Below are 24,715 nucleotides of genomic sequence, written 5' to 3'. Positions count from 1 at the left end.
TTCGCGCACATGGCACGGCAAGCGGCAATTCCTTACCTCCTGGGCGCTGATTTTCACCGCCTGGGGTTTGTCGAATTCGGCAATCCGGCAGCACCCGCGGTTATGTGTGTGCATGGATTGACGCGGAACGGGCGGGATTTCGATATCCTGGCCGAGGCGCTGGCTAATGATTACCACGTGATCTGCCCCGATCTGCCGGGCCGTGGCCGGTCGGACTGGCTCGCCGATTCGAGCCTGTATCAGCCACCGAGTTATGTCGTGGCGCTGGCGCATCTGCTCGCGTATTTAAACAAGCCGGTCGCCTGGGTTGGCACCTCGCTCGGCGGTATTTGCGGCATGATGGTCGCCGCCGCGCCCCATACCCCGATCACGCGGCTGGTCCTGAACGATATCGGTCCGTTGATCCCGGCGGCAGCGCTGGCGCGGATCCGCGATTACATGACCAAGGCACCTGATACCTTTGCCGATATCGGCGCGCTCGAGGCGCATCTGCGGCTCGTTCACGCGCCGTTTGGCCGGCTGAGCGATGCGCAATGGCGCCATTTAGCGCGCTATTCGGCGCGTCCGGTCGCGAGTGGCGGATTTGCGCTGCACTACGATCCCGCGATCGCCGATCCGATCCGCGCCTCGATCCCGATGGATGCCGACCTGTCCGGGATCTGGCAGGCGATCCGTGTGCCGGTGATGGCGATCAGGGGCGAGGATAGCGATCTGCTCACCGAAGCGACCTTTGCTACCATGGCCACCGCCGGTGGGACGACACTGACCGTGACGCAGGCGGGCCACGCGCCCGCCTTGATGGACACACCGACGATCGATGCGATCCGGGATTTTCTGGCGAGGGGCGCTTGAGCCCGCGAGTGGATGTGACCTTGTGGTGGAGTGGCCTGAAGACCGCCGTGGTCTCGCTGCTGAGCGGCGAGATGTCGCTCGTGGCGGCCGGATGCGCGTTCTATGCGACGCTCGCGCTGTTTCCCGCGATCACGACGTTGATTTCGCTGTACGGGCTGGCGTTCAACCCGATTACGGTCGAGCCGCAACTGCTATATTTGAAGCATCTGATGCCGCCGGCGGCATTTCAGCTGATTGCGGGGCGGATCCAGCAACTGGTGTCCGGCGGCAAGACCAGCTTGGGCATCGGGCTCGCCATTTCCTTGGTGTTTACCCTGTATTCCACCGCCTCCGGCACCAAGGCGCTGATCTATGCGCTGAACGTGATCCACAAGCGCGAAGAATCGCGCGGCATCATCCGGTTTCAGCTGGTGACACTCGGGATGACGCTGGTTGCGATTATCGGCGCGGTCATCGCGATCGGTGTGCTGGTGGGCTTGCCGCTGCTGTTCACGTTTTTCGGCTTGGGCAAGGAATCCGCTATTCTTGCCATCGTGATCGGGTTTTTGCTGATGATGGCGTTCATGGCCGTCGCCCTCGGGCTGCTGTATCGCTATGGCCCGGCGTTTCGGCGTGACCTCGGCCATACCGTGATCCCGGGCGTCGCCGTCGCGATTCTGCTGTGGCTGATCCTGTCCTACGGGTTTGCAGTCTATGTCGGTCAGTTTGCCGCCTATAGCCACACCTACGGCCCCTTGGCCACGATCATCGGCCTGATGATGTGGTTTTATCTAACGGCCTATACGCTGCTGCTGGGCGCGCTGTTCAACGCTTCGCTCGACCGGCTGATTGTGGCAAGAACACCATAGTCGGAAAACTTGCTGTGTGGTGCCCGGCGAAACGCTGCATCAGCGTTGTCGGCGCGCCACATTGGCGGTATGCGGAACCGATTGAACAGATCAGCTGACGCGTCGGGCGACACTGTGAACCAAGTCCAGAGGCCCTGGTTTCTGGACGGCCCGATCGTCATGCCATCCGTCGATCGGAACCCCAACCAAGGCACGCCGTCGGCATGACACGAAAACCCGCAAAGCCCGGACCCGGCAAGCCTGAGCCAGGCTTGCCCAGCGCTGCCGTGCTGCGCCAGTTTTTGAGCGAGGCGGGCACCCGGCTCGGCAAGAGCGATATCGCCCGCGCCTTCGGCCTGACGCCGGAGCAGAAGCCGGCGTTGCGCGGGTTGCTGCGCGAGCTCGAGCGTGATGGCGCGCTGGTGCGCGCGGGCGGCAAGCAGGTGCGCGAGGCCGAAGTACTGCCCGAACGCTGCGTGGTCGAAATCACCGGCACCGACCGCGATGGCGATCCGCTGGCGCGGCCGGTCGGCTGGGACCAGAAGGGGCGGCCGCCGATCATTTTCATGCAGCCCGAACAGCGCGGCCAACCCGCGCTCGCGCCCGGCGCGCGCGTGCTGGCGCGGGTGCGGCGGATTGATGGTGATCGGTACGAGGGGCGCACGCTGAAGCGGCTCGATGACGAACCGGCGACGATTATCGGCGTATTCCGCGCGGCGAAACCCAACGAGACGCAGGGCGGCTGGATCGAGCCAGTCGAGCGCAAAAGCCGCTCGGAATGGATGGTGCCGGTGGGTGAGACCAACGGCGCGGCCGGCGGCGATGTGGTGCGCGCGACCCCCCTGCCCGCCTTCGGCCATGGCGCCAAGCCGGCTCGGATCATCGAGCATCTCGGCAAGATGGGCGATGCGCGCTCGATCAGCCTGATCGCGATCGCCTCGCTCGGCATTCCGGTCGATTTCCCGCAGGCCGCGCTCGACGAGGCCGAGGCGGCACGGGCAACCCGCCTCGGCAAGCGGACCGATCTGCGGCGCGTGCCGCTGATCACGATCGATGGGGCCGATGCGCGCGATTTCGACGATGCGGTGTTCGCCGAGCCCGCTGGTTCGGGGTTTCGCCTGATCGTCGCGATTGCCGATGTCGCGCATTATGTCCGGCCAGGCAAAGCGCTCGACCGCGAGGCGCGGGTGCGCGGTAATTCCGTGTATTTCCCCGACCGCGTGGTGCCGATGCTGCCGGAGGCGCTGTCGAACGGCTGGTGCAGCCTGCGGCCGAACGAGGATCGCGGGTGCCTGTTCGTCGAAATGACGATCGATGCCGAGGGGCGCAAACAGTCGCACCGGTTCGGCCGCGGCCTGATGCGCAGCTTCGCGCGCATGACCTATGAGGCGGTACAGGTGGCGCATGATGCGGGATCGGGCGCCGATCTGCCCGAGGCCACGCTCGATCACCTGTATGCCGCCTACCGGGCGTTGATCGCGGCGCGTCAGGCGCGTGGCACGCTCGATCTGGATTTGCCGGAACGCCAGATCACCCTGACCGAGGACGGCAAGGTCGCGAGCGTGGTGCCGCGCGCCCGGCTGGACAGCCACCGCTTGATCGAGGAGTTCATGATCCTCGCCAATGTCTCGGCGGCGGAGGAGCTGGAGCGGCTGCGCCAGCCCTGCATGTACCGGATCCACGCGCCGCCCTCGCCCGAAAAACTCGATGCGCTGCGCGCGCTGCTGGCGACGTTCGATATTTCGCTCAAGCAGAGCGACCAGCTGATCCCGCGCGATCTGGACCATATCCTCAAGCTGGTCGCCGGGACCGATGCCGCACCGCTGGTCAATGAAACCGTGCTGCGCAGCCAGTCGCAGGCGGAATATTCGCCCGAAAATATCGGGCATTTCGGCCTCGCGCTGAAATCCTACGCGCATTTCACCTCGCCGATCCGCCGGTATGCGGATTTGCTGGTGCATCGCGCGCTGATCGCCGGGTTGAAACTCGGCACCGACGGGCTGAGCATCGAGGCGGGTGGCGAGTTTCCCGCGATTGCCCAGGGCATCACGATCACGGAACGCCGCGCGACCGATGCCGAGCGGCAATCGACCGATCGGTATCTGGCGGCCTATCTGGCCGAGCGAATCGGCGAGGATTTCGCCGCACGGATCGCCGGGGTAACGCGGTTTGGCCTGTTCGTGACGCTGAACGAGACCGGCGCTTCGGGTTTCATCCCGATGGCGCTGCTGGCGGATGATTTCTGGCATTTCGACGAGGCGCGCAGCACGCTGTCGGGCAAGCGCAGCCGGGTGGTATTTCATTTGTCCGATCCGGTGATGGTGCGCCTGCGCGAGGCCAAGCCGGTGACCGGCGGGTTGCTGTTTTCGATGATCGAGGGCGGCCGGCCGCGCGGCGACCGGCCCGAAGGCGGACGGTTTTCCGGCAAGGGCGATCGAGCACCAGGGCGCGAGGGCGGCAACAACCCCCGCCGCAAGGGAAGCAAATCGCCCGGCCGCGCGCCGAAATCAGGCAAGCGCAAGCAGCGATGAGCCGCCGCCCGGCACGATCGTTCTGGCGGGCAATCACGTTGCTCTGCGTCGTGCTGCCGTTGTGCGGCGCGTATGCGGCGGCACCGGCGTTCGATCAGGCGCGCGCGGGCGCCGTGTGGGGTGCGGCCCTCGCGTTCATCGCGCCGCGCACGCTGGAACCGCTTAGCATTCCGCAAATGGCGGTCTGGGGATTGTCGGGTATCACGGCGCTCGATCCGGACCTGTCGGTGCAGGAACAAGCGGGCAAATTGCTGCTCTATGGGCCGAACCGGGTGCTGTTTGCCGCCGCGGCACCGCCGCCGGCCGATGCCGCCGCCTGGGGCGATGCCTGTGCCGCTGTGGCGGCGCATGCGTTCACCGCCTCGCCCGCGCTCGCGCGGGCCGGCACCGAGGGCGTGATCCGCAGTTTTTTCGACGAATTGTTCAATCATTTCGATCCGTATTCGCGCTACGAAGCGCCGCGCGAGGCGGATGAAGACCGGGCGATGCGGCTTGGTCATGCCGGGCTCGGGCTGACGCTGGGGCGCGAGGGCAGCGCGATCCTGATCGCGCGGGTTGCCCCCTCCGGCCCGGCCGACCAGGCGGGGATGGCGCCTGGCATGGCGGTTCTCGCGATCGATGGCACGGCGACGGCGGGGCAGCATCTTGCGGCGCTGCAGCAGAGTCTGGCCGGCAGGCTGGGCTCGACGATCAGGATTACCGTGCGCCCGCCCACGAGCCTGCCCCAGACCATCCGCCTGACGCGCGGCCTGGTGCCGACGCAGAGCGTGTTCGGCGCGATGGACAATGGGATCGGGGTAATCCGGGTGATCGGCTTCGATCACGATACCGGTGAGCAGTTCGCCGGGGCCTTGGGGGCGCTGGTTTCGGCAACACCGGAGCCCAAAGGCATCGTGATCGATCTGCGCGGCAATCGTGGCGGGGTGTTGCGGCAATCGGCGCTCAGCGTCGACACGTTGCTGGGCCACGGCACGATCATCCGCACGATCGGGCGCGATCCGGCGGCGGATAAATTGTTTCATGCCGAGGGTGCGGATATCGCGCATGGTCTGCCGGTGATCATTCTTGTCGATGGGGCCACGGCGAGCGCGGCCGAGGTGTTTTCAGCGGCGCTCGCCGATAATGATCGCGCCGTGGTGGTCGGCAGCGCGACGCTGGGCAAAGGGTTGGTACAGAGCCTGACCACCTTGCCGGGCGGCGGCGAATTATACGTGACGTGGAGCCGGATGATCGCCCCCCGTGGCTGGCCGCTCCAGGGCCTGGGGGTATTTCCGCAGGTCTGCGTCAGCCTGGGCACCAATGTGCTGGACCAGCAGATCGCCGCGCTCAAGTCGGGCGATAACATGCTGGCGAAACCGCTGGCCGAGACGCGTGCCGCCCGGGCGCCAATGCCGCTGGCCGAAGTGCTGGCATTGCGAGATTCCTGCCCCGCGACGGTGGGTGCCAATGGCTATTTCGCGGCAGCGACCGCCTTGATCGACGATCCAGCCGCGTATCATGCCGCCCTGATCCGGCCGTTGCTGGCGGCATCGGGCAATCCACCACCCAGCCCGTCCGCCAATGGCACTTGACCGGGACGGTCAGCTCCCTCATATCCCCCGCATCGGAGAACACTCATGGCCAAATCAAGCACTGTCCAGATCAAACTGATTTCCACCGCCGACACCGGCTTTTTCTATGTGACTCGCAAGAACGCGAAGGCACAGACGGGTAAGCTCGAGTTCCGGAAATATGACCCGGTGGTGCGCAAGCACGTCGCGTTCAAGGAAGCCAAGATCAAGTAATCTTGGCGAAACCGCCCCGGTGGGGGCGTGCGTCATGCGATTATTTCTTTGCCAATTCTGCGGTGCCCGGCTTTACTTCGAAAATCGGTACTGTGAGTCCTGTAACCACTGGCTCGGCTATCTGTCTGATACAGATACGCTGAGTGCATTGGTGTGTCTGGATGAAGAGGCGGGCTCGGCCGGTTTGTGGCAGCCGCTGGCGGCGCCTGATCGGCGGGTTCGGTTCTGCGCGAATGCGTTGTATGACGCGTGCAACTGGGTGGTACCGGCCGAGTTGGGCAATGGCGCGGTGTTGTGCGAGGCATGCCGGTTCAACCGGATTGTGCCCGACCTCGATGACACGACCAACCTGGCGCGGTTCCGCCGGATCGAGTTGGCGGAGCATTGGCTGATCTACACGCTTCGCCAGCTCGGCTTGCCGATTCCCGACCGCCTTGAAGATCCGGCCCATGGGCTGGAGTTTCATTTCCTCGCGCCCGTCCCCGGCAAGCCGAAGCCGTTGACCGGCCACGACGAAGGCGTGATCGTCCTGAATATCGAGGAGGCGGAAGACGCGATCCGCGAGCGCAACCGGGCCGCGATGGGCGAACCCTACCGGACCCTGTCGGGACATTTCCGGCACGAGATCGGCAATTTCTACTGGGACATCCTGGTGCGCGACGGCGACAAGCTCGCCGATTGCCGTGCCTTGTTCGGCGATGACCGGCAGGATTATGCCGAAGCGCTGAAGCGCCATTACGCCGAAGGGGCACCGCCCGGGTGGCAGGACCATTATATCAGTGCCTATGCCACGGCCCATCCGTGGGAAGATTTCGCAGAGACCTGGGCACAGTATCTCCACATCGTCGATACGATCGAAACCGCAACCGCCTTCGGCTTGCGGGTAAAGCCACCCGGTGAGGCCGCCGGCACCGCACCGCTGGCGGCCGATTTCGACCCGTATCGCGCGAAATCCATCGAGGAGATGGTCGCTATGTGGCTGCCGCTGACGTTTGCCATGAACAGCCTGGCGCGCAGTATGGGGCATGGCGACCTCTATCCATTCATCCTGTCGCCCGCGGTGATCGAAAAACTCGGCTTCATCAACGATCTCGTCCGCCGACGCTGAAGACGCCTGTCTGGTGGTGCAACTCTCCTGGTCCCGATCGGGATTGTGACGAGCGCGTGCGGCGCCACGCCTGACCCGTTGATAAAAGGCAAATCTGGCCATCTGCCCCTCCACCTCCGCTTGTCAGCAACTCCGTCTCGGCACACAGTGTTGCAAAGAAGCGCTGGGCACACATAACAAGGGGGCAATTATGAAACCATTTCAATGGCTTGCTGTCGTTCCATGCATTCTGATGCTGGCAGGGCCGGTTGTTCACAACCACGTCCACCCGCTCATTCTGGGTATGCCGTTCCCGCTCGGATGGATCTCCGTCTGGATCGTGCTGCTCGCGATCATCATGGGCATCGTCTACGCCATCGATCCCGCTAATCGGGGAGATGCGCGATGACGATCGCCCTGATCCTGCTCGGCCTCACGGCTGTGTTTGCGCTGTTGCTCGGTATCGGCGCGCGGAGCGGCCATACCATGGGGCTCGAAGAATGGACCGTCGGCAATCGCGGTTTCGGGTTCGTTCTGGTATTTCTGCTGCTGGCCGGCGAAATCTATACTACCTTCACCTTCCTCGGCGCTTCGGGCTTCGCCTACGGCCAGGGCGCGCCGGCCTATTACATTCTGGCCTATGGCACGATCGCCTATGTGCTCGGCTATTTCATGCTGCCGAAGGTCTGGACTTACGCCAAGCAGCATCATCTAGTCTCTCAGCCCGATTTTTTTGCGCATAAATACGACAGTCCGGCACTGGGCATCATCGTCGCTTTGGTCGATATCGTCGCTCTGATTCCCTACTTGGTGCTGCAACTCACCGGCCTTGGTATCATCGTCGTCGCTGCCGGTTATGGCGGGATTTCCAACACGGTGGCCGTTCTGATCGGTGCTGTCGTGGTCACCATCTATGTGATCAGCTCCGGAGTGCGCGGCTCGGCGTGGACCGCGGTGGCCAAGGATATCATGATCCTGTCAGTCGTGCTGTTCCTTGGGATTTATCTGCCGATTCATCTGTACGGCGGCGTCGGCGCGATGTTTACGGAAATCGCCAAGGCCAAGCCCGGCTTCCTCACCTTCGCGCCCAAGGGGCAATCGGTCTGGTGGTTCGTCTCGACGGTGCTGCTCACCGCACTCGGCTTCTTCATGTGGCCGCATTCGCTGGCCAGTTGCTACACCGCGCGCGAGGCCAAGGTGTTCCGCAAGAACGCGATGGTGTTGCCGATTTATCAGCTGATCCTGTTGTTCGTCTATTTCGTCGGCTTCGCTGCGGTGCTGAAAATTCCTGCTCTCAAAGGGGCCGCCAGTAATCTCGCGCTGTTCAAACTGGTGGTGGCGACCTTGCCGCCCTGGGCCGTCGGCATCGTCGGCGCCGCCGGCGTGCTCACCGCCCTCGTCCCCGGGTCGATGATCACGATGACCGCGGCGACCCTGACCGCGCGCAATCTTTACGGTGCCTACAACAAGAACGCGACCGATGATCAGATCGTGTTTCTGGCAAAATGTCTGGTACCGGTGGTGATGGCGATTGCCGTGTTCTTTACGCTCACGGGCAATTCGACCATCGTGACGCTCCTGCTGGTCGGCTACAGTTTCGTGACACAGATGTTCCCGGCCCTGGTGGCCAGCCTGTTTCCCAACTCCGGCGCGACCCGCCAGGGGGCGATGGCTGGGATTGTGGTCGGTGTCGGCGTTGCGGCCTGGCTCACGTTCAGCCATGCCTCGGTCGGCAGCCTGATGCCGTTTCTGCCGCAGGCGATCAAGGACCTGAACGTCGGCATCATCGCGTTGATCGCCAATATCGTGGTGCTCGCCGTGGTCAGTGCCGCAACGCGACGGAGTGCGCTGTTGGCGGCGGAATAAGACGACCCATCCGCGATCGGCGGTGCTGTCCATTCGGCGGGCAATGTGGAATAGACCCGCCGTATGGACCATGCCAACACCCCAACTCTGACGCCAGCGGACCGGATCATCGGTGCGCTGGCGTTTGCCGCCGGCAGCGCCGATGTGTTCGCCTTCCTCAAACTGCACGACGTGTTTACCTCGGCGATGACCGGGAACACGGCGCTGCTGGGGCTGGCCCTCGGCCGGGGGCATCTGCTCGATGCCGCGCGATCGCTGGCAGCGCTCGCGGGCTTTGCGATCGGCAGCGGTGCCGCGACGTTGCTGCATGACAAGACAGCATCACCCGCGATACAGGTTCATCGGTTGCTGCTGGTCGAATCGATCTGTCTGATCGGCGTCGCGGTGCTGTGGGCGGTGCTGCCGCATCCGGTGTATCATGCGCCGTTATTCGTGCTGATCCTGTTGGCGGCGGGTGCCATGGGTGTTCAAAGCGTGGCGGCGCGCGCGATCGATCTGCCGGGGATTCCGACGGTGGTGTTCACCACCACTTTGACGATGATCATGATGGGCGTGATCCGCGCGCTTCGCCCGGGAACGCCGAGCGGGGGGCTCAAGCCGATCACCTGGCGTCAGATCGGCGCGATGTCGTTATATCTGGTGGGGGCAGCCACGTCGGCCGCTTTGACGAATGGGTGGCCGGCGGTGATTGCGCTGCCGCCGATGCTCGCGGTGCTGCTTGCATTGCAGACCGCGCGTTTGGTTCGGTCGCGTGCCTGAACATTTGCCGAAAGTGGTCGCATCGAACGCGGAGCCAGTTCGTTCAGCGCTTTAACAGGCGGCGCACCGATAGCAGCAGATCGGCTTCAGCCCCGTCCGGGCGACCGCTGATCAGCCAAAGACTGAGAACGGTCAACCCGTAACTCGCGACACCGAGCGCGATGGCACCCGCCATGTGGGTAGCCAGTATCAAGTTGCGTCCCGCCCAGGTGCCCCAGCCGAGATGCGCCGTCAGCAGCACGGCCGTCATCACGCCGGCACCGATCAGCGTGCGCCACACCCGCGCGAAAATGGCGGCGATGCCAACATGCAGGCGCTGTGTCATCACCATGAAATAGACTGCCTGGGCGACGACATCGACGATCGAGACAGCCACCGCCGCGCCGATCAGCCCGTAGCGCGGCACCAGGGCCAGCAGCAGGCCGACGCGCAGGATGGTGAGCCCGATATCGAGCTTCAGGCTGGCCTTGAGCCATGCCTGTACCGCAAACAGGGTGGTTGCGATCGAGCCGAAGATCGTCACGGTCGTGGCAATCCCGAAAATCTCCAGGATCGGCACCGCGCCGAGCCATTTTGCGCCAAAGCCGAGCTTGATGATTGGGTAGGCGATCAGCGACAAGCCGAAACCGGCGGGCACCGTGATCAACGCCATCAGTCCGAGCAGGCGCAGCATCATCACGGCACCGTTGTCGCCGGCCTGTCGCGCCTCGGAAAAGCCGGCGAAAGCGGCGCGGCAGAGCGGGCCGATCAGTTCCGAACTCGGCAGGCCGGAAATTTCCGCACCCACGCCGTAGATCCCGACATCCGCAGTACCGGAAACCCGCCCAATCACGATGTTGCTGGTGGCACTCTGCACGACGCCGACCAGATTGAGCAGCCAGATCATGCTGGAATAGCCGGAAATCCGCCGCCATCCGGACAGGGTGAACTGCGGCCGGTAGGGATGGATCCAGTAGCTGATCGCCACGGTCGCGACCTGATTGATCAGGATCGCGAACACCAATGCCCAGTAATTGCGCAGCCAGAAGGCGAGCACGATGCCGGAAATCACCGAAATGATCCGCGGCACCAGCTTGTATTGAAACTCCTTGTCGAACGCGATGAAGCGGACGAAATCGACCACGCCGATGTTTTCGAGCGCGCTGACACAACTGCCGATCGCAACGACGTAGAGCACGTCGACCATGTCTGGATTGTGGAAAAACCCGGCGATCGGGACGGCGAATGCGGCAATGATGATGCCGGTGGCGAAGCCGCGGATCGCGTTGATGGTGAAGCCGGTGTCGTATAATTCGCGATCGGGGCGCTCGTTGCGGATGATCGCGCCCTGGATGCCGACTTCGGACAATTGGGCAAGGCTGAACATCAAATTCATCGAGAGTGCGACAATGCCGAATGCCGAGGGGGCGAGCAGGCGCACCAGGATCAGGGTGCTCATCAGCCCAAGAATGCGGTTGATGAACCGCCAGCCGACGATCCAACCGGCCCCGCGCGCTGTACGCGAGAGAACGGAGCCTTCACGGGCGAGGCTTTTCAGCCCGGCATCGGCCGGGAGATCGATCGGATCGGCCATGTGCTCAGGCGACCAGGACTGGGGTGGCGGCGGGCATGGCGGCGCCAGCGTGGCGGGCGAGAAACCCTTCCAGCACCAGCAGGTGCCAGAGTTTCCAGCCGTGATCGTGCTGCCCCGATTCGTGCTGGTCGATCATGCGGCCGATCGCCGCACCGTCGAACCAGCCGGTATCGAGCATCGCGGCGCCGAGCAACGTGCCGCGCAGGCGCGGCGCGGCGCGGCGCAACTCGGCGGAAATCGGCGCGACGAACCCCTGTTTCGGCCGATCGAGCACGTCGCGCGGCAGCAGCGGCGCGACGGCTGCGCGCAGGACCGATTTGCCCTGCCCGGCGCGTAGCTTCAGGGCCGGCGGCAGGCCCATGCCCCAGGCGAGCAGTGCGGGATCTAGCAGCGGCGAGCGGACTTCGACGCCGCTGCGCATGCTGGTGCGATCAACCTTCACCAGAATATCGCCAGGCAGATAGGTCGCGAGATCGACCATCTGGGCGGCGCGCAGGGGATCGGCGTCGGTATCGAGGGCGGCGATGATACCGGCGGCGGGGTCGTGGCCATCGAGCAGGGATCGCAACGCGGGCGACATCAGGCCGCGCCGCTCGGTATCCTGTAGTTTGCAAAGGGTTCGGTAATAGCCATGGGCGGAATCGAGGCTGATTTCGGTGAGGGTGGTTTTCGCGCGCAGCCAGGCGGGCGCGCGGTCGAGCTTGGGATAGGCGGCGGCGATCGGGGCGAGCAAGGCGCGGCGGGCGCGATCGGGCAGCAGCCGGCGGGCCTGATCGGCGATGGCATGCCAGCGATAGCGGCGGTAGCCGCCGAACACCTCATCGCCACCGTCGCCGGACAACGCGACCTTGACACCGGCGCGTGCCAGCCTGGCGACGGCGAGGCTGGGGACCGAGGAATGATCGCCGAACGGTTCGCCGAACACCTCGGCCTGGTGGCGGGCAGCGTCGATCACGTCGGTCGGTGCGACCACTTCTGACGTATGGAGCGCCCCGCAATGCTCTGCCATGGCGGCGGCGGTGGCGCGTTCATCGGTGGTACCGGGAAAGCCGATGGTGAAGCTTTGCAAGGGCGATTTGGCGTGGCGCGCGGCCAGGGCGACGATGGCGCTGGAATCGACGCCGCCCGAGAGAAACGCGCCGAGCGGCACATCCGCGATCATGCGGGCGGCGACAGCCTTGTCGAGCCTTGTGCGCAAATCGGCGGCGGCCTCATCGAGGCTCGCTGGCGGGGTGGTGGGTTCCGGCAGGGTCCAGTAGCGGCGGGGCGGCGGCAGCGGTGCGCCAGCCTCGATCAGCATGAAATGCGCGGGCGGCAGTTTTCGGATGCGCTGATAGATCGAGGCCGGGTCTGGGACATAGCCGAACGCCAGATAATCTTCGAGGGCGGCGGGATCGAGCCGGTCGGTGAGGCCGGGAACCGGCGTCAGGGCAGCGAGTTCGGAGCCGAAGGCCAAATTACCATCGGGGGCGGTGCCGTAATAAAGTGGTTTTTTGCCCAGCCGGTCGCGGGCGAGCAGGAGGGTTGCCTGCTGGCGGTCCCACAGCGCGAAGGCAAAGAAGCCGTCCAGCCGGTCCAGCACGGCGAGGCCCCAGCTTTCCCAGCCGTGGATGATCACCTCGGTGTCGCAATGCGTCGCGAAGACATGGCCGAGCCCGAGCAACTCGTCGCGCAGCGACTGGAAATTATAGATCTCGCCGTTGAAGGCGATGGTGACGGTTCCGTCCTCGTTCGCCATCGGCTGGTGGCCGGCGGCGAGATCGATGATGGCGAGGCGGCGAAACCCGAGGCCGATCCCAGGTTCGGTATGAAATCCCTCGTCGTCGGGACCGCGATGGGCGATTGCCGCCGTCATGCGATGCAGTAGCGCGGTGTCGATGTCACGCGCGTCGCACCGCGCGGTCCGCGGGGCGAATAATCCGGTAAAACCACACATCTACTCAAATCTCCCGATACGTCCGACCGGGACGCGAAATTGACCGGCGCTGGACGTCGAACCATCAATAATAGCGACACGATATCATGAAACCTCACCTACCGATACGCGAACAACGACGGCTGCGGCCGGTCCATTTCCTTTTCTTCTGGACAATTAACCTTGTGTTAACAGCTTTTTAATATGAATGATCAAGACGAAGTTCAAAAATGGTGCGATAGTCATTTTTTGGGAATCAGTTCATGGGTCTCGGTGTTGTCTATCGTTCGAAGGGAGTGCTCATCTATCGTTCCTTGTCGCACATCATGACGAAGCGCCCCAACAGTGCGGGTGGCTTCGACGGACCGGCCGGCCGGCGTGGCTGGGGCTTTGGTCTGCGCAGGCGGACCGTGCTGGTGCGGCCGGACCGGCGCAACTGGGATCAGACCGATGATCAGGTGCAGCCTGGTCTCGGGGCGGGGGATCATGAGCGGCTCAGTCTGCGCATGGCGATTCCGATCATGATCGCACTGGCTTTGATTTGCTGGTGGGCGATCATTGAACTTGGAATGCGGATTTTTTAGGCTGCGTCTGGCGCCGCGCGCGGTTCGTCCGGCGCCATCAGGGCCTGCCAGCGCGCTGCCATAACGCTGAAATCGAAATGCTGTTCGGCGTGGCGACGGTTCGCAAGACCGATCGAGGTCTGTCGTGCCGGGTCCGCGAGTAATTCACCCATGGCATCGGCCATCGCCTGATCATCGCGCGCGGTCAGGAAATCGAGGTTCTCCGGTGCGACCATGCGGGCGATATCGCCGACGCGCGTGGTGACGACGGGCAGGCCCGACGCCATGGCCTCCATCACCGACAGGGGCATCTGCTCAGTATCCGAACTCAATGCGAAGATGGTGAACTCGCGATATACCGGGGCAGGCTCGGCCAGCGCGCCGAGAAAGCGGACCGGGAGGGACAGGTCGTTTGCCAGGGCTTCGAGGGCGGCGCGATCCGGCCCGTCGCCCAGCAGGACCAGATCGAACGCGTGGTGACGCCGCGCGATGGCGGCGGCGCGGAGCAGGCGGGCCAGATTTTTCTCCGGCCGCAAGGCGGCGACGCAGCCGATCACCGGCGGACCGTTGCGCGGCGCGGCGGCCGGGGTGAATGTGGCAAGATCGATGCCGTTGGGAATGTAGTGCAGGGCGCGGGGCGGCAGGCGCCAGATGGTGGTCGCGGTGTCCAGCAAGGTCTGCGAGGGGACGATCGTTGTGCTCGATCGGAGGATCAGCCGGCGCGTCCATACCCGGCGCGGCAGTTGGCGGTCGCGCTCGTCACGGCCGAAGCCATCCTCGGTGTGGATGTGGCGGATGCGCGGGCCCAGCCGGTTGGCGATCGCCCATTCGATCGCGCCCCAGTTGCTGGTCATCAGGAGATCCGGCTGGTGGGTGCGCATGGCTGCGGCGATCGTGAGCAGGCGCTGCGGCAAGGGCTGGCGCATCGCGGGCGCGGCAGGAAATGCTACATCCAGCGCCGGGTCGAGCCGATCGCGGCAGGTGGTCTCGTGATCAAGCGCGATGATCGTGTGGGCGAAACGTGCGCCGAAATAATTGGCGAGTGCGGCCATGCGCATCTGTGCGCCACCGGCGGCGAAGCTCGGGAAGACGTGCAGGATGCGCTGCTTGCGGCTCATGACGGCAGCGATGCGATGACCCGGCGCGCGTTGCCGGCCCAGGTGTAGTCACGGCTGATCACCTCGGCGCGCGCGGCCTGGCCGAGGCGGGCGCGCAGGGCGGGATCGGCGGCGAGGCGGGCGATACAGGCCCAGAGCGCGGCCCAGTTTTCCGGCTCGAACAGCAGGGCAGTTTCGCCATCGACCAGGATCTCGCGCAGATTGGGTTGATCCGGCGCCACGATGGCGCAGCCGGCGGCCATGTATTCGAACAGTTTGAGCGGCGAGGCGTAGTCGACCGCGCGGGGTTGCAGGGCGATGTCGATACCGGCAAGGAAGCCGGGCACCGCATCGCGCGCGACCAGGCCGGCGAAGCTGACGTGATCGGCGAGGCCGGCCGATGCGACCATGGATTCGAGGATGGGCCGGGCGGGACCTTCGCCGGCGATGACGAAATCGAATTTGTCCGGACTTTCGGCCAGCGCGGTGATCACCGGTTCGATACCATGCCAGGGGCGCACGAAACCGATGAAGCCGAGCACCGCGCGGCGATCGGTGGTTGGGGGGCGGGGCGCGAAACGGTCGAGATTGATGCCGTTGGGCGTGATGACGAGGTTGGCGGGATCGACGCCGACCGCGGTGATGCGCGCGCCGAGCACCTTGGTGACGGCGAACACGCGGGTGGCGGCGCGCCAGACCGCGCGCTCCGCCAAACGGGCGAGACCGTGCAGTTTCAGCCCGCCATGGGCGATGCGCTCCTCGGCGAGCGGTGAATTGACCTCGACCAGGAAAGGGATTTTGCGCTCACGGGCGAGCCACATCCCGGCGAGGTAGAACAGATTGTAGCGCTCGTAGATGAAATCGGGGTTAAAACCGGCGGCCGCCTGGCGCAGCCGCCACCAGGCGGGGATATTGTAGGCGAGTTCGGCCAGTTCGCCGATTGCGCCGGGCAGGGCGGCGCGCAGCCTGGCGACCCAGGTGGTTTCGGCGCCGAAGCCGGTCGATTCGTAAAATGAGGGGCCGACCACCAGAACTTCGTGGCCAGCGGCACGGAATGCCGCGACGAGGTCTTCGACATGGACGGACTGGCCATCGCGCGACTGGATCCGGTGGCTGTAGAGAATACGCATGCAGAATGGGTCCTGGTTCGGCGGAAGGGGTAGGGAAGTACTGCTTTTTTGGAAAAAAGCAGCAAAAAACTTTTGTTAATCTGGGGCACGGGCGTTGGCACCGGCACAGCCCTATAGGACCAAAAGTTTTTTGCTTCTTTTTCTCAAAAAAGAAGCGCTTGCTTAAGTGTTGTCCTTCCTTTGTCTGAGCCGACGTCTTAACGCACCAACCTGACCGCGGACCAGTGCGAGCACGCCCGCCGGTCGGCGCGGGTTGATCAGCAGGGCGCCGATCCGTTCGTGCCGCTGGTCGACCCAGAGGCGTTTATAGGGATCATCGCCGCGGCCGAAATCGAGCGCGGTGGGACGATCCCGGGCCAGAATGGCGGCGAGCATCTGCGCGGTCAGGACGGTACCGGGGGATAGGGCGGTGTGGGCTTCGTCATGCGCGAGTTTCAACAGCATGGCACGGCCGCCGGACACCGCCCAGTATTGCGCGGCGATCGGGCCCGACGCTGTCGCGAGAATGCCGAGACGCAGCAGACCGGCATCGGCGAGGCTGCGCATGCAGGCGGCGTTGAACGCGGCGAAGGGTTCGGGCTGTTTCCAGGAAACGGCGTAGACCTGTTCGAAGGCGCTGATGCCGGCGGCGAGGCCCGCTTCGGAGTCGATGAAGCTGAACGATGTGGCGCCGCGCGCGCGTTTGAGTTTGCGGGTGATGGTGCTGCGCAGGCTGCCGGGGCGGGCGGCGAGCCAGGCATCGAAACGGTCGGTTTCGACCGGGGCTTGCCAGTCGCCGAAATGGCTGAAGCGCTGCACGATGATGCCGCTGGACGTTATCGCATCGAGGAACGGGGCGAGGCCCGGTTGAGCGGGGTCGAGCGCATCGAGCCGGAGTGTGGCGTGGCGGCGGGCGATGCGGGCGAAGGTGCGGCCGGCGGCGGCCGGGGTGGCGCCGAGGCGTGGGGTGAAGGCGAGCGAATAGGGGCTCGACAGGCCGGCGACCACCCTGCCCTGCCGGCTCCAGACTGGGATCGCGGCATCGGCGGTAATGACGCAGCCGGCTATGAGGCCCGGCGGTGCGGCGGCCCGGGCCAGTAGATCGAACCAGAGATGGCTTGCGAACAGATCGGCCGTGGGATGAGCGAAGCGGGCGATGGTCGGCGCGTCGAGCGCTGACCAGGCGAGGAGGCGCGCCGGGCCGGCCGTGATATCATCCGCGGTCATGCTGGGTCATGCGGAATTGGGGGTGGGCGTGCGATCGAGGCAGGCGGCGACGAAGTCACGCGCCTTGACCTGCCAATCGGCGGCTTGGGCGCAGGCGAGCCCCTGGGCGGCGATATGGGCGCGCAGGGCTGGGTCGTCGTGCAGGCGGCGCATGGCGGCTTCGATCGCGGGGATCGCGTGGCCATCGACCACCAGGCCGTTGATACCATCGGTCACGGCATCGACGCTGCCGCCGTCGCGCCCGGCGATGACCGGCAGGCCGGCGGCATTGGCTTCCAGGAAGACCAGGCCGAAGCCTTCGGTATCGCCCGAGGGTAGCGCGCGGTTGGGCATGACGAACACATCGCCCAGCGCGTAATGGTCGGCCAGATCGACATCGGCGACCGCACCGGCGAAAATGACCGCATCGGCCACACCGGATTCGGTTGCGATGGCGCGCAGGGTATCGGCAAAGGGGCCGGCGCCGACGACCAGAAACCGGCATTCGGGGTGATCGGCCCAGACCGAAGCGAAGGCGCGGATGGCGTGATCGATGCCCTTTTTTTCGAGCAGGCGGCAGACCGAGACATAGACGAATTTATCCTCCAGACCGTAATGCGCGATCAGGTCGGGGCGCCGCGCGCTCGATGAGAAGCGGCGGAAATCGACGCCGTTTTCGATCAGGACGATCGGCGGCGCGGACGTGCCGGCAAGCAGGGTGCGGACCGCTTCGGCGGTGAAACGGCTGACCACAATGATGGCATCGGCGGCGGCGAGGCTGCGGCGGCGGCGCGACCAATCGGGGTCGTAATCATCGCGCGTGGTGATTTCCTCGCCGTGGATATAGACGATGCGGCGCACGCCGGGCCAGCGGCGCAGGACGGCGAACAGCCAGCCGGAGGGCACGAGTTCGCCGATGCAGACCGCCCCGATGCGCCCGGAGCCGAGCATGGCGCGCAGGGCGGCGAGGATGCGCAGCCGGATCAGCAGGTCGCGCGCGATGAAGCGCAGCCGACCGATGCCGCCCTGCTGGGGACCACCGATCGGGGTGCGGAGCAGGGCGAGCCGGTGGACGCGGTAGCCGGGCGCGCCGGATCGCGGTTGGGCGGCGGCGCGGTCGTGTTCGCGCCAGCCGATCAAAGGCAGACCATCGGTATAGCTGACGCGCGGTGCCAGCACGCTGACCTGCGGGGCGGCCTGGCGGGCGAGCGCGCCGTACACCACCGCCGAGCCGCCTTGCACGGGCGGGAAATTATTCGCGATCAGGATGATGCCGTCGCGCGCGCTCACGGCCGGCCGCCTGGGTTGGGGGGCTGATCGAGGAGGGTGAGGATATCGGTGGCGGCGGCAAAGCGGCAGCCGAAATCATCGGACAGGGTGCAGAGAATCGACGAGAGATCGTCGTAGAAGCGGTGCAGATCGGCGCGCGAGCGGACGTAGGGGTTGCGGCCGGGGGCCACCGAGGAGCTGTGGAAGCTGAGCGGCAGGATGGTGCGATCGCGGTTGAGCAGGCCTTTGACCAGGCGGATCATTGCCCGCGGGTCGTTGCCTTCCGGTGACAGGGTGATGCGTTCGGCGCAACCAATACGCGCGAGCAGGCCGGCAAGCGGCGCCCAGGCATCGTTCGAGCGGATCAAGGTCCGGTAGAGCCGGCTGCCGGCGCTGCCGCCCCAGCCGACGATGGCGCGGCCGAGCGGCAGTTCGAGGATGGGCCGCCGGGCACCGAACCAGAAGGGGGAAAAATCGATCCTACTGTAGTCGGGGCCGGCTTCATCGAGCATCGATGTGCGCGGCGCGATGCTGGTATCGATCAGGATGCCTTCCTGCTCGATCAGGGTCGCGGTCTGGCGGCTGAGGCCGTAGCGGCCGGCGCGAAACACCAGCGGTGCGGTGCCGAAACAGGCGGTGAAGCGGGTGCACAGGGCGGCGAGCTTGCGGGCTTCGACATCCGGCGCGAGATTGCCGCCGAAGGATTGGGCAGCGGTGCCATGACCCTCGAACGGCGGGGTGACCCAGGGGTGGAGCTGGATGCCGAGCGCCGCTTCGCCGCGATCGCGGTAGCGGGCGAACAGGCGCACGAGGTCGGGGTTTTCGAGGATGGGGTAGGTAACCAGATAGGTCGGCACCACGCCATGCGCCGTGAAGATGGGTTGCAGATCGGCGATGCGGGTCAGGTAGGCGGTCGCGTAGTCGGTGCCTTCGGTCGGGTCCGCCCAGTCGAAATCCTCCTCGGTGTCGATCAGCACGGTGGCGACACGGGTGGGCTGGCGCATGCTCACGGCGCGGGGGTTCGGCAGGATATCCGGGAACATTGCGGCTTTCGGCAATTCCAATACGATGGCACGATGACATGGATGGCCGGGTCTAACAAGCGATGGGCGGCCGGCCGGGGATTGGTGGCGGCGCTTCGCCCGGCCGGCGACGCGCAGCAGCTGGGGGATTTGTGGCGGCGGGTCGAGGCCGAGGCGGATGGCTCGGTGTTTCAGTCGTGGTTGTGGCTGGGCTGCCGGTTCGATGAACGGTTTCGCCGTGCGCTGGTGCTGACGATCGAGGCGGAGGAGCGGATCGTTGCGATCGGGCTGCTGGGCTACGGTGGACGGCGATTCGGGCTGAGCCAGTTTTGGCTCGCGGAGACCGGCGTCGCGGATGAGGACAGCGTGTTCATCGAACATAACGGGCCGCTGGTGGTGCGGGACCGGCCGGAGGCGCGGGCGGCATGGTTTGAGGCTGCGCTGCGGCCGCGTGCCGGGTTGGGCTGGATATTGCGCCTGTCGGGTCTTGGCCCGGAGGATGCGGCGGCGGCGCGGTTGGCCGGCGTGACGGATGGCGGGATGCTGCGCGCGGCACCGTGGCGCGACCTCGCGCGGTTGCGGGCGGCGGGGGCCGATTGCCTCGATGTTATTTCCGCCAATACGCGCCAGCAGATCAACCGGGCGTGGCGGCGGTATGAGGCCAGCGGCCCGATTTCGGTGGCGCGGGCGGCAACGGTGGTGGAGGCAGAGGCCTGGCTGGCGGCGCTGGCGGATTTGCACCGGCAGACGTGGGAGACGCGCGGCAAGGCGGGGGCGTTCGCCGGGGCTGGGTTTGGGCGGTTTCATGCGGCGCTGGTGGCGCGCGGTGTGGCGTGCGGTGCGGTCGATGTGCTGCGGGTGGCGGCGGGGGACCGGGTGATCGGGTATTTGTATAATTTCGTGTGGCGCGGCCGGGTCAGCTCGTATCAGAGCGGGTTTGCGTATGATCCGGCGCAACCGCATGAAAAACCCGGCTTGGTGTGCCATGTCGCGGCGATGCGGCATTATCAGGCGCTTGGGCTGGATGGTTACGATTTTCTGGCGGGGGATGACCGGTACAAGACCAGCCTGGCGGATGGCAGCGTGGCGATGCGCTGGATGCGCGCGGCACCGCGCCGGAGTGTGGCCGCGGCGATCCTGGCAACTCGCGCCAGGATCGCGCGTTGGCGTGGCTGATCAGGTGCGGTTGCGGTTGCGGCGGCGCAGGACGAGGCCAAGGCCGAGCAGACCGGTGCCGAGCAGGGCGAGTGAACCGGGTTCCGGAACCGAAACCTGCAGGACCGAGGGAGCGCCGTTGGCTTCGACATAGACAAGTCGGAATGGTGCATCGGTCGCTACGGGCAGGACGCCGGGTGAGGGAATCTGTCCGGTGAATGAACCGCTCTGAATGACCGGGGTGTTGCCGATACCGGCATAGAGCGAGGCACCGTCATCATGGCTGATGGTGACATTGGTACCGGCGGCAGCGGTGTAGACCCCGGTGATCATCATGTAAGTGACAAGTGCGTTGCCGCTCAGACCGATGCTGCTCAGTTGATCGTGCGCGAGGAAATCGGCGGCGCCGGAGTACTGACCCGTGTTGCTTACGAAGCCGTTCGCATCGATACCGCTGGCGTAGGTGCCGAAAAATGCGCCGGCGAGATTGGTGCTGGATTGTGATCCGTCGTTAACGAAGTTGAGCGGGCCGGTGTAGGTAAACTGGGCCGTGGGAGCACCAGTCGGCTCATCGCCAAGATTGGTGGTGGCGTTACCGGTGATGCCGAGCGATGTGTAAGTGCCGCTCCAGACCGAAAACTGGTAGGTATCGTTGAGCGCGAGGCCCGCATGGGCGATACCGCTGAGGCCGAGCACGAGGGCGTTGGCGAGTAGGACGGCTTTGAGTTTTTTCATAAAACAATCTCCGGTAGTAAATTTTTGAGCTGCAATTGAAGGTAAGCAATTTTGGTGCCAAATTTTATATCGTTTTGAATCAGGTAATTGCGAACTCGATATTTCGGGAGTGTAAAGTTTTCCAGACAAAATGATCGATTGGTCGATGATTGGGCGCGCTTTGCTGGGGGGCTGCCGTCGTGCCAAAAAAAAAACGCCTCCGGTATGGACCGGAGGCGTGTTAGCAGTAGGCGAAATGGAAGATTAGGCGCGCTTCTGGCGTTTGCGGACGAGCAGGCCGAGGGCAACGAGGCCCGTGCCGAGCAGGGCAAGCGAGCCGGGTTCGGGAACGGAAACACGGCTGTCGATACTTAAAGCAGTCGCCCCGGTCAGATTAGGTGAGATCGTGATCGCTTGCGTCAGCGAATACTGACCGTTCACGATGAACGACGGGTCGAACACCGACGCGGCGTCGGTAAGGCTCGGGTCAATCGTCGCCATCCCGAGGTTTGTGCCGGCAAATAAAGCGTTCGCCGTTGAACCCAGCACCGCAAAGGTCAAGCCCATTGGCGAGGAACCGCCTTGGGGCGTGTTGGTAAGAAGCCCACTAACCGCAATCGGACCGTAAGCCGAGACATTCTGTTCGGTTAGATACACGGTAATCGGTTCTGAAAATGTACCTTGTCCGACGGCACCGTTTACACCGAGGTCAAACGAATACGCACCAAAGTCATTGGCCGTCACAGACACCGCATAATTTCCGAACGAATAGGTTTGGTTGAAAAAGTTCGCACTACCCGATTGAAGCGTTGTGATTGGTCCATCATTAATCGAATAGCCCAACGACAGCGTCGGGGAGATCGGTCCTGCGAGTGCGACTGACGCGAAGCTGGCGATGGAAGCCACACTAAATACTGAAGCAAGCAAAAGTCTTTTCATTGGAATGTCCTATAGGAGGTTGAGCCAAGCCCCTCATAAGCAAACTCCGTGCCAAATAAATATCCGTTATTTTTCAAAGCCATAATCGTTTCAAAGATTGATATGCGTAAGAAATACTGACACAAATTACGACATCGATACTTCAATAATAAGATTTTATACAATTATGATGATCTAGTCCTGAATATCAACTCTAAACGCTTTTATTGTCATCGAGATCAGCCCGTAATAGCCGAGCACGCCAACCAGATCGACCAGGCCGCGGTCGCCGAGTGCGTGGCGGGTTATTTTGTAGGTGTCGTCGGATATCGCGCGGGTGTGGAGCAGTTCGCGCGCGAAATCGTGGACCGCTTGCGCATCGGGTTCGGTGAAGACCGGTTGGTTGCCGGTTTTGATGGCCGCGATGATCGCGGGCGCGATGCCGGCGGCTTCGGCGATCGGGGCGTGGACGTGCCATTCAAAGCCGGCTTGCCAGAAAGCACCCATGACCAGAATGGCGAGTTCGGACAAGCGCGGCGGCAGGGAGGAGCCAAAGCGGCAGTATTCGCCGAGCGCCTGGGCGCGGTTGGCGAGTTCGGCGCTGTGCAGCCAGACCGCGAGCGGGCCTTCCACCTTGCCGCGCGGGCCGGCGGCGATGGCATCATGGGCGGCGTGCTGCGCTTCGCTCATGCGGGTGGGGTCGGGCAGGCCGAGGCGCTGGGGGCCGGTTGCCTCGCCGAAGATTTTGCCGGTGGGGTGCGGGCTCAATGGCGGAAATGCCGCATACCGGTGAAGACCATGGCGATGCCGGCGGCATCGGCCGCGGCGATTACCTCCGCATCGCGGATCGAGCCACCGGGTTGGATGACGGCGGTGGCCCCCGCTTCGATCGCGGCGACCAGCCCATCGGCGAACGGGAAGAACGCATCGGAGGCGACGACCGAGCCCGCGATGCTGTCGCCCCCCTTCAGGACGGCGATGCGCGAGGAATCCACCCGGCTCATCTGGCCGGCACCGATGCCCGTGGTGGCACCGGCGCGCGCATAGATGATCGCGTTCGATTTGACGTGTTTGGCGACACGGAAGGCGAACAAGAGATCGTCGAACTCCGCGTTGCTCGGCGCGCGCTGGGTGACGATTTTGAGGTCATCGCGCGTGATGCGGCCGGAATCGCGGGTCTGCACCAGGTAGCCGCCTGCGACGCTGCGAAATGTCAGGCCATCGGACGCCGAGTCCGGCAGGGCGCCGGCGATCAGGAGGCGGAGGTTTTTCTTGCGCGCGAGCACGGCGATGGCTTCGGGTTCGGCATCGGGTGCGATGATCACTTCGGAGAAAATGCTCGCCATTTTTTCGGCCGATGCGGCATCGAGACGGCGATTGACGGCGATGATGCCGCCGAAGGCGCTGACCGGATCGCAGGCCAGGGCGCGATCCCATGCTTGCGCGAGGTCGACGCCGGTCGCCACGCCGCAGGGGTTCGCGTGCTTGACGATGACGACGCAGGGGCGATCGAATTCGGCGACGCATTCATACGCGGCGTCGGTGTCGTTGATGTTGTTGTAGGACAGTTCCTTGCCCTGAAGCTGCCGCGCGGAGGCGACGCCGGGGCGGTCGCCGGTTTTGTAGAAGGCGGCGATCTGGTGGGGGTTTTCGCCGTAGCGCAGCGCCTGGTGCTTGAGGCCGGCTATGGCGAGGCGGGCAGGGAAAATTTCGCCGGTCTGCGGCGGCACGGTTTCGGTGACGCGCAGATCGGGGTCGGCATCGCCGTTGCGGGCGGTGAACCAGGTGGCGATCGCCGCATCGTAGGTGGCGGTGCGCGTATAGGCAGCGGCGGCGTAATGGCGGCGCTGGGTCAGGGTGGTGCCGCCGGCAGCGAGGGCGGCGGTCAGATCGGGGTATTGGGCGGGATCGGTGATGACGGTGACGAAATCATGGTTTTTTGCTGCCGCGCGGATCAGCGCTGGGCCGCCGATATCGATGTTTTCAACGCATTCGTCGAACGCGGCCCCTTTGGCGACGGTCTGCTCGAACGGGTAGAGGTTGACGACCAACAGATCGATCGGCGGGATGCCGTGCTGGGCCATCTGGGCGACATGGGCCGGCAGGTCGCGCCGTCCGAGCAGGCCGCCGTGCAGTTTCGGCACCAGGGTTTTGACCCTGCCGTCAAGCATTTCGGGCACGCCGGTGTAGTCGGCGACTTCGATGACGGGAATGCCTGCGTCGCGCAGGGTTTTCGCCGAGCCGCCGGTGGACAGGATTTCGACGCCGTGGCCGGCCAGGGCCCGGCCGAGATCAAGCAGACCGGTCTTGTCGGACACCGAGATCAGCGCCCGCTGGATAATGATTTTATCGTGCATACAGAGCCTTCAAGTAGGCGGAAACGGTTTCAACGGCACAGAACAACAGGACGGAAGTTTTTTTGCTTCTTTTTTTTCAAAAAAAGAAGTGCTTGCCTACCTTACCTCATG

Annotated in this window: 22 protein-coding genes; 11 read left to right on the top strand and 11 right to left on the bottom strand. The window is 64.5% G+C overall.

The genetic code is table 11. From position 1 onward, the window contains the following. The first annotated feature begins 9 nt into the window (after positions 1–9). From BW994_RS04745 to BW994_RS04705, 9 genes are all read left to right on the top strand, one after another. On the top strand, positions 10–852 hold the full coding sequence (locus BW994_RS04745; protein ID WP_029310538.1) for an alpha/beta fold hydrolase: 843 nt from the start codon (positions 10–12) through the stop codon (positions 850–852). Beyond that, positions 849–1,700, top strand: a complete 852-nt coding sequence (locus BW994_RS04740; RefSeq protein WP_035227794.1) for a YihY/virulence factor BrkB family protein — start codon at positions 849–851, stop codon at positions 1,698–1,700. The genes BW994_RS04745 and BW994_RS04740 overlap by 4 nt, the downstream gene beginning before the upstream one ends. 203 nt (positions 1,701–1,903) lie before the next feature. Then, on the top strand, positions 1,904–4,210 hold the full coding sequence (rnr, locus tag BW994_RS04735; RefSeq protein WP_029310536.1) for a ribonuclease R: 2,307 nt from the start codon (positions 1,904–1,906) through the stop codon (positions 4,208–4,210). After that, positions 4,207–5,781: a S41 family peptidase gene (locus tag BW994_RS04730; protein ID WP_051657117.1), complete on the top strand. Its 1,575-nt coding sequence runs from the start codon at positions 4,207–4,209 to the stop codon at positions 5,779–5,781. Before rnr ends, BW994_RS04730 begins: the two co-directional genes overlap by 4 nt. A gap of 45 nt (positions 5,782–5,826) precedes the next feature. Further along, positions 5,827–5,994, top strand: coding sequence for a 50S ribosomal protein L33 (rpmG, locus tag BW994_RS04725; protein WP_029310534.1), 168 nt, complete (start codon positions 5,827–5,829; stop codon positions 5,992–5,994). Positions 5,995–6,028: 34 nt separating this feature from the next. Beyond that, positions 6,029–7,102 (top strand): zinc-binding metallopeptidase family protein, encoded by a 1,074-nt coding sequence (locus BW994_RS04720; protein ID WP_029310533.1) that lies wholly within the window; start codon positions 6,029–6,031, stop codon positions 7,100–7,102. A gap of 190 nt (positions 7,103–7,292) precedes the next feature. Then, positions 7,293–7,490: a DUF3311 domain-containing protein gene (locus BW994_RS04715; RefSeq protein ID WP_029310532.1), complete on the top strand. Its 198-nt coding sequence runs from the start codon at positions 7,293–7,295 to the stop codon at positions 7,488–7,490. Then, positions 7,487–8,947 carry a sodium:solute symporter family protein gene (locus BW994_RS04710; protein WP_029310531.1) on the top strand — a complete coding sequence of 487 codons (1,461 nt, stop codon included), beginning with the start codon at positions 7,487–7,489 and terminating at the stop codon, positions 8,945–8,947. Before BW994_RS04715 ends, BW994_RS04710 begins: the two co-directional genes overlap by 4 nt. Positions 8,948–9,010: 63 nt before the next feature. Beyond that, complete coding sequence (locus BW994_RS04705) at positions 9,011–9,706, top strand: YoaK family protein (RefSeq protein ID WP_029310530.1); 696 nt, start codon at positions 9,011–9,013, stop codon at positions 9,704–9,706. A 43-nt stretch (positions 9,707–9,749) separates the two neighbouring features. Here the strand turns inward: BW994_RS04705 and BW994_RS04700 are convergent, their stop codons facing one another. Continuing rightward, the gene (locus tag BW994_RS04700) at positions 9,750–11,279 is read right to left on the bottom strand and encodes an oligosaccharide flippase family protein (RefSeq protein WP_029310529.1); all 1,530 of its coding nucleotides are present in this window, start codon (positions 11,277–11,279) and stop codon (positions 9,750–9,752) included. A 4-nt stretch (positions 11,280–11,283) separates the two neighbouring features. Beyond that, on the bottom strand, positions 11,284–13,215 hold the full coding sequence (asnB, locus tag BW994_RS04695) for an asparagine synthase (glutamine-hydrolyzing) (protein ID WP_029310528.1): 1,932 nt from the start codon (positions 13,213–13,215) through the stop codon (positions 11,284–11,286). A gap of 305 nt (positions 13,216–13,520) precedes the next feature. Here asnB and BW994_RS04690 point away from each other — a divergent pair, with 305 nt between their 5' ends. Next, positions 13,521–13,778, top strand: coding sequence for a hypothetical protein (locus BW994_RS04690; RefSeq protein ID WP_217696437.1), 258 nt, complete (start codon positions 13,521–13,523; stop codon positions 13,776–13,778). Here BW994_RS04690 and BW994_RS04685 read toward each other — a convergent pair. The 5 genes from BW994_RS04685 to BW994_RS04665 all read right to left on the bottom strand — a co-directional run bounded on the left by BW994_RS04685 (position 13,775) and on the right by BW994_RS04665 (position 19,481). Continuing rightward, complete coding sequence (locus BW994_RS04685) at positions 13,775–14,875, bottom strand: glycosyltransferase family 4 protein (RefSeq protein WP_029310526.1); 1,101 nt, start codon at positions 14,873–14,875, stop codon at positions 13,775–13,777. The genes BW994_RS04690 and BW994_RS04685 overlap by 4 nt on opposite strands. Beyond that, complete coding sequence (locus BW994_RS04680) at positions 14,872–15,984, bottom strand: glycosyltransferase family 4 protein (protein ID WP_029310525.1); 1,113 nt, start codon at positions 15,982–15,984, stop codon at positions 14,872–14,874. Before BW994_RS04680 ends, BW994_RS04685 begins: the two co-directional genes overlap by 4 nt. A 162-nt stretch (positions 15,985–16,146) precedes the next feature. Next, entirely contained in the window at positions 16,147–17,190 is a 1,044-nt protein-coding gene (locus BW994_RS04675) for a GNAT family N-acetyltransferase (protein WP_051657116.1), read from the bottom strand. 6 nt (positions 17,191–17,196) lie between these two features. Further along, positions 17,197–18,459, bottom strand: coding sequence for a glycosyltransferase family 4 protein (locus tag BW994_RS04670; RefSeq protein ID WP_029310523.1), 1,263 nt, complete (start codon positions 18,457–18,459; stop codon positions 17,197–17,199). Next, complete coding sequence (locus BW994_RS04665) at positions 18,456–19,481, bottom strand: polysaccharide deacetylase family protein (protein WP_051657125.1); 1,026 nt, start codon at positions 19,479–19,481, stop codon at positions 18,456–18,458. Before BW994_RS04665 ends, BW994_RS04670 begins: the two co-directional genes overlap by 4 nt. A gap of 33 nt (positions 19,482–19,514) precedes the next feature. Between BW994_RS04665 and BW994_RS04660 the strand changes: the two genes are divergently transcribed. Further along, positions 19,515–20,636 carry a GNAT family N-acetyltransferase gene (locus tag BW994_RS04660; RefSeq protein WP_139333982.1) on the top strand — a complete coding sequence of 374 codons (1,122 nt, stop codon included), beginning with the start codon at positions 19,515–19,517 and terminating at the stop codon, positions 20,634–20,636. On the opposite strand, the gene BW994_RS20120 is transcribed toward BW994_RS04660, so the two are convergent. From BW994_RS20120 to purH, 4 genes are all read right to left on the bottom strand, one after another. Continuing rightward, complete coding sequence (locus BW994_RS20120) at positions 20,637–21,350, bottom strand: PEP-CTERM sorting domain-containing protein (protein ID WP_029310520.1); 714 nt, start codon at positions 21,348–21,350, stop codon at positions 20,637–20,639. It abuts the gene before it with no gap. A 243-nt stretch (positions 21,351–21,593) separates the two neighbouring features. Beyond that, positions 21,594–22,268 (bottom strand): PEP-CTERM sorting domain-containing protein, encoded by a 675-nt coding sequence (locus BW994_RS18810; RefSeq protein ID WP_081848976.1) that lies wholly within the window; start codon positions 22,266–22,268, stop codon positions 21,594–21,596. Positions 22,269–22,442: 174 nt separating this feature from the next. After that, positions 22,443–23,015, bottom strand: a complete 573-nt coding sequence (locus tag BW994_RS04645; RefSeq protein WP_245594035.1) for a carboxymuconolactone decarboxylase family protein — start codon at positions 23,013–23,015, stop codon at positions 22,443–22,445. Continuing rightward, positions 23,012–24,604 carry a bifunctional phosphoribosylaminoimidazolecarboxamide formyltransferase/IMP cyclohydrolase gene (gene purH, locus BW994_RS04640; RefSeq protein WP_029310517.1) on the bottom strand — a complete coding sequence of 531 codons (1,593 nt, stop codon included), beginning with the start codon at positions 24,602–24,604 and terminating at the stop codon, positions 23,012–23,014. The genes BW994_RS04645 and purH overlap by 4 nt, the downstream gene beginning before the upstream one ends. Positions 24,605–24,715 lie beyond the last annotated feature (111 nt).

Origin of the sequence: Acidiphilium rubrum (genome assembly GCF_900156265.1) — a bacterium.
Lineage (GTDB): Bacteria > Pseudomonadota > Alphaproteobacteria > Acetobacterales > Acetobacteraceae > Acidiphilium > Acidiphilium rubrum.
This window is presented reverse-complemented; position numbering and strand designations above follow the sequence as displayed.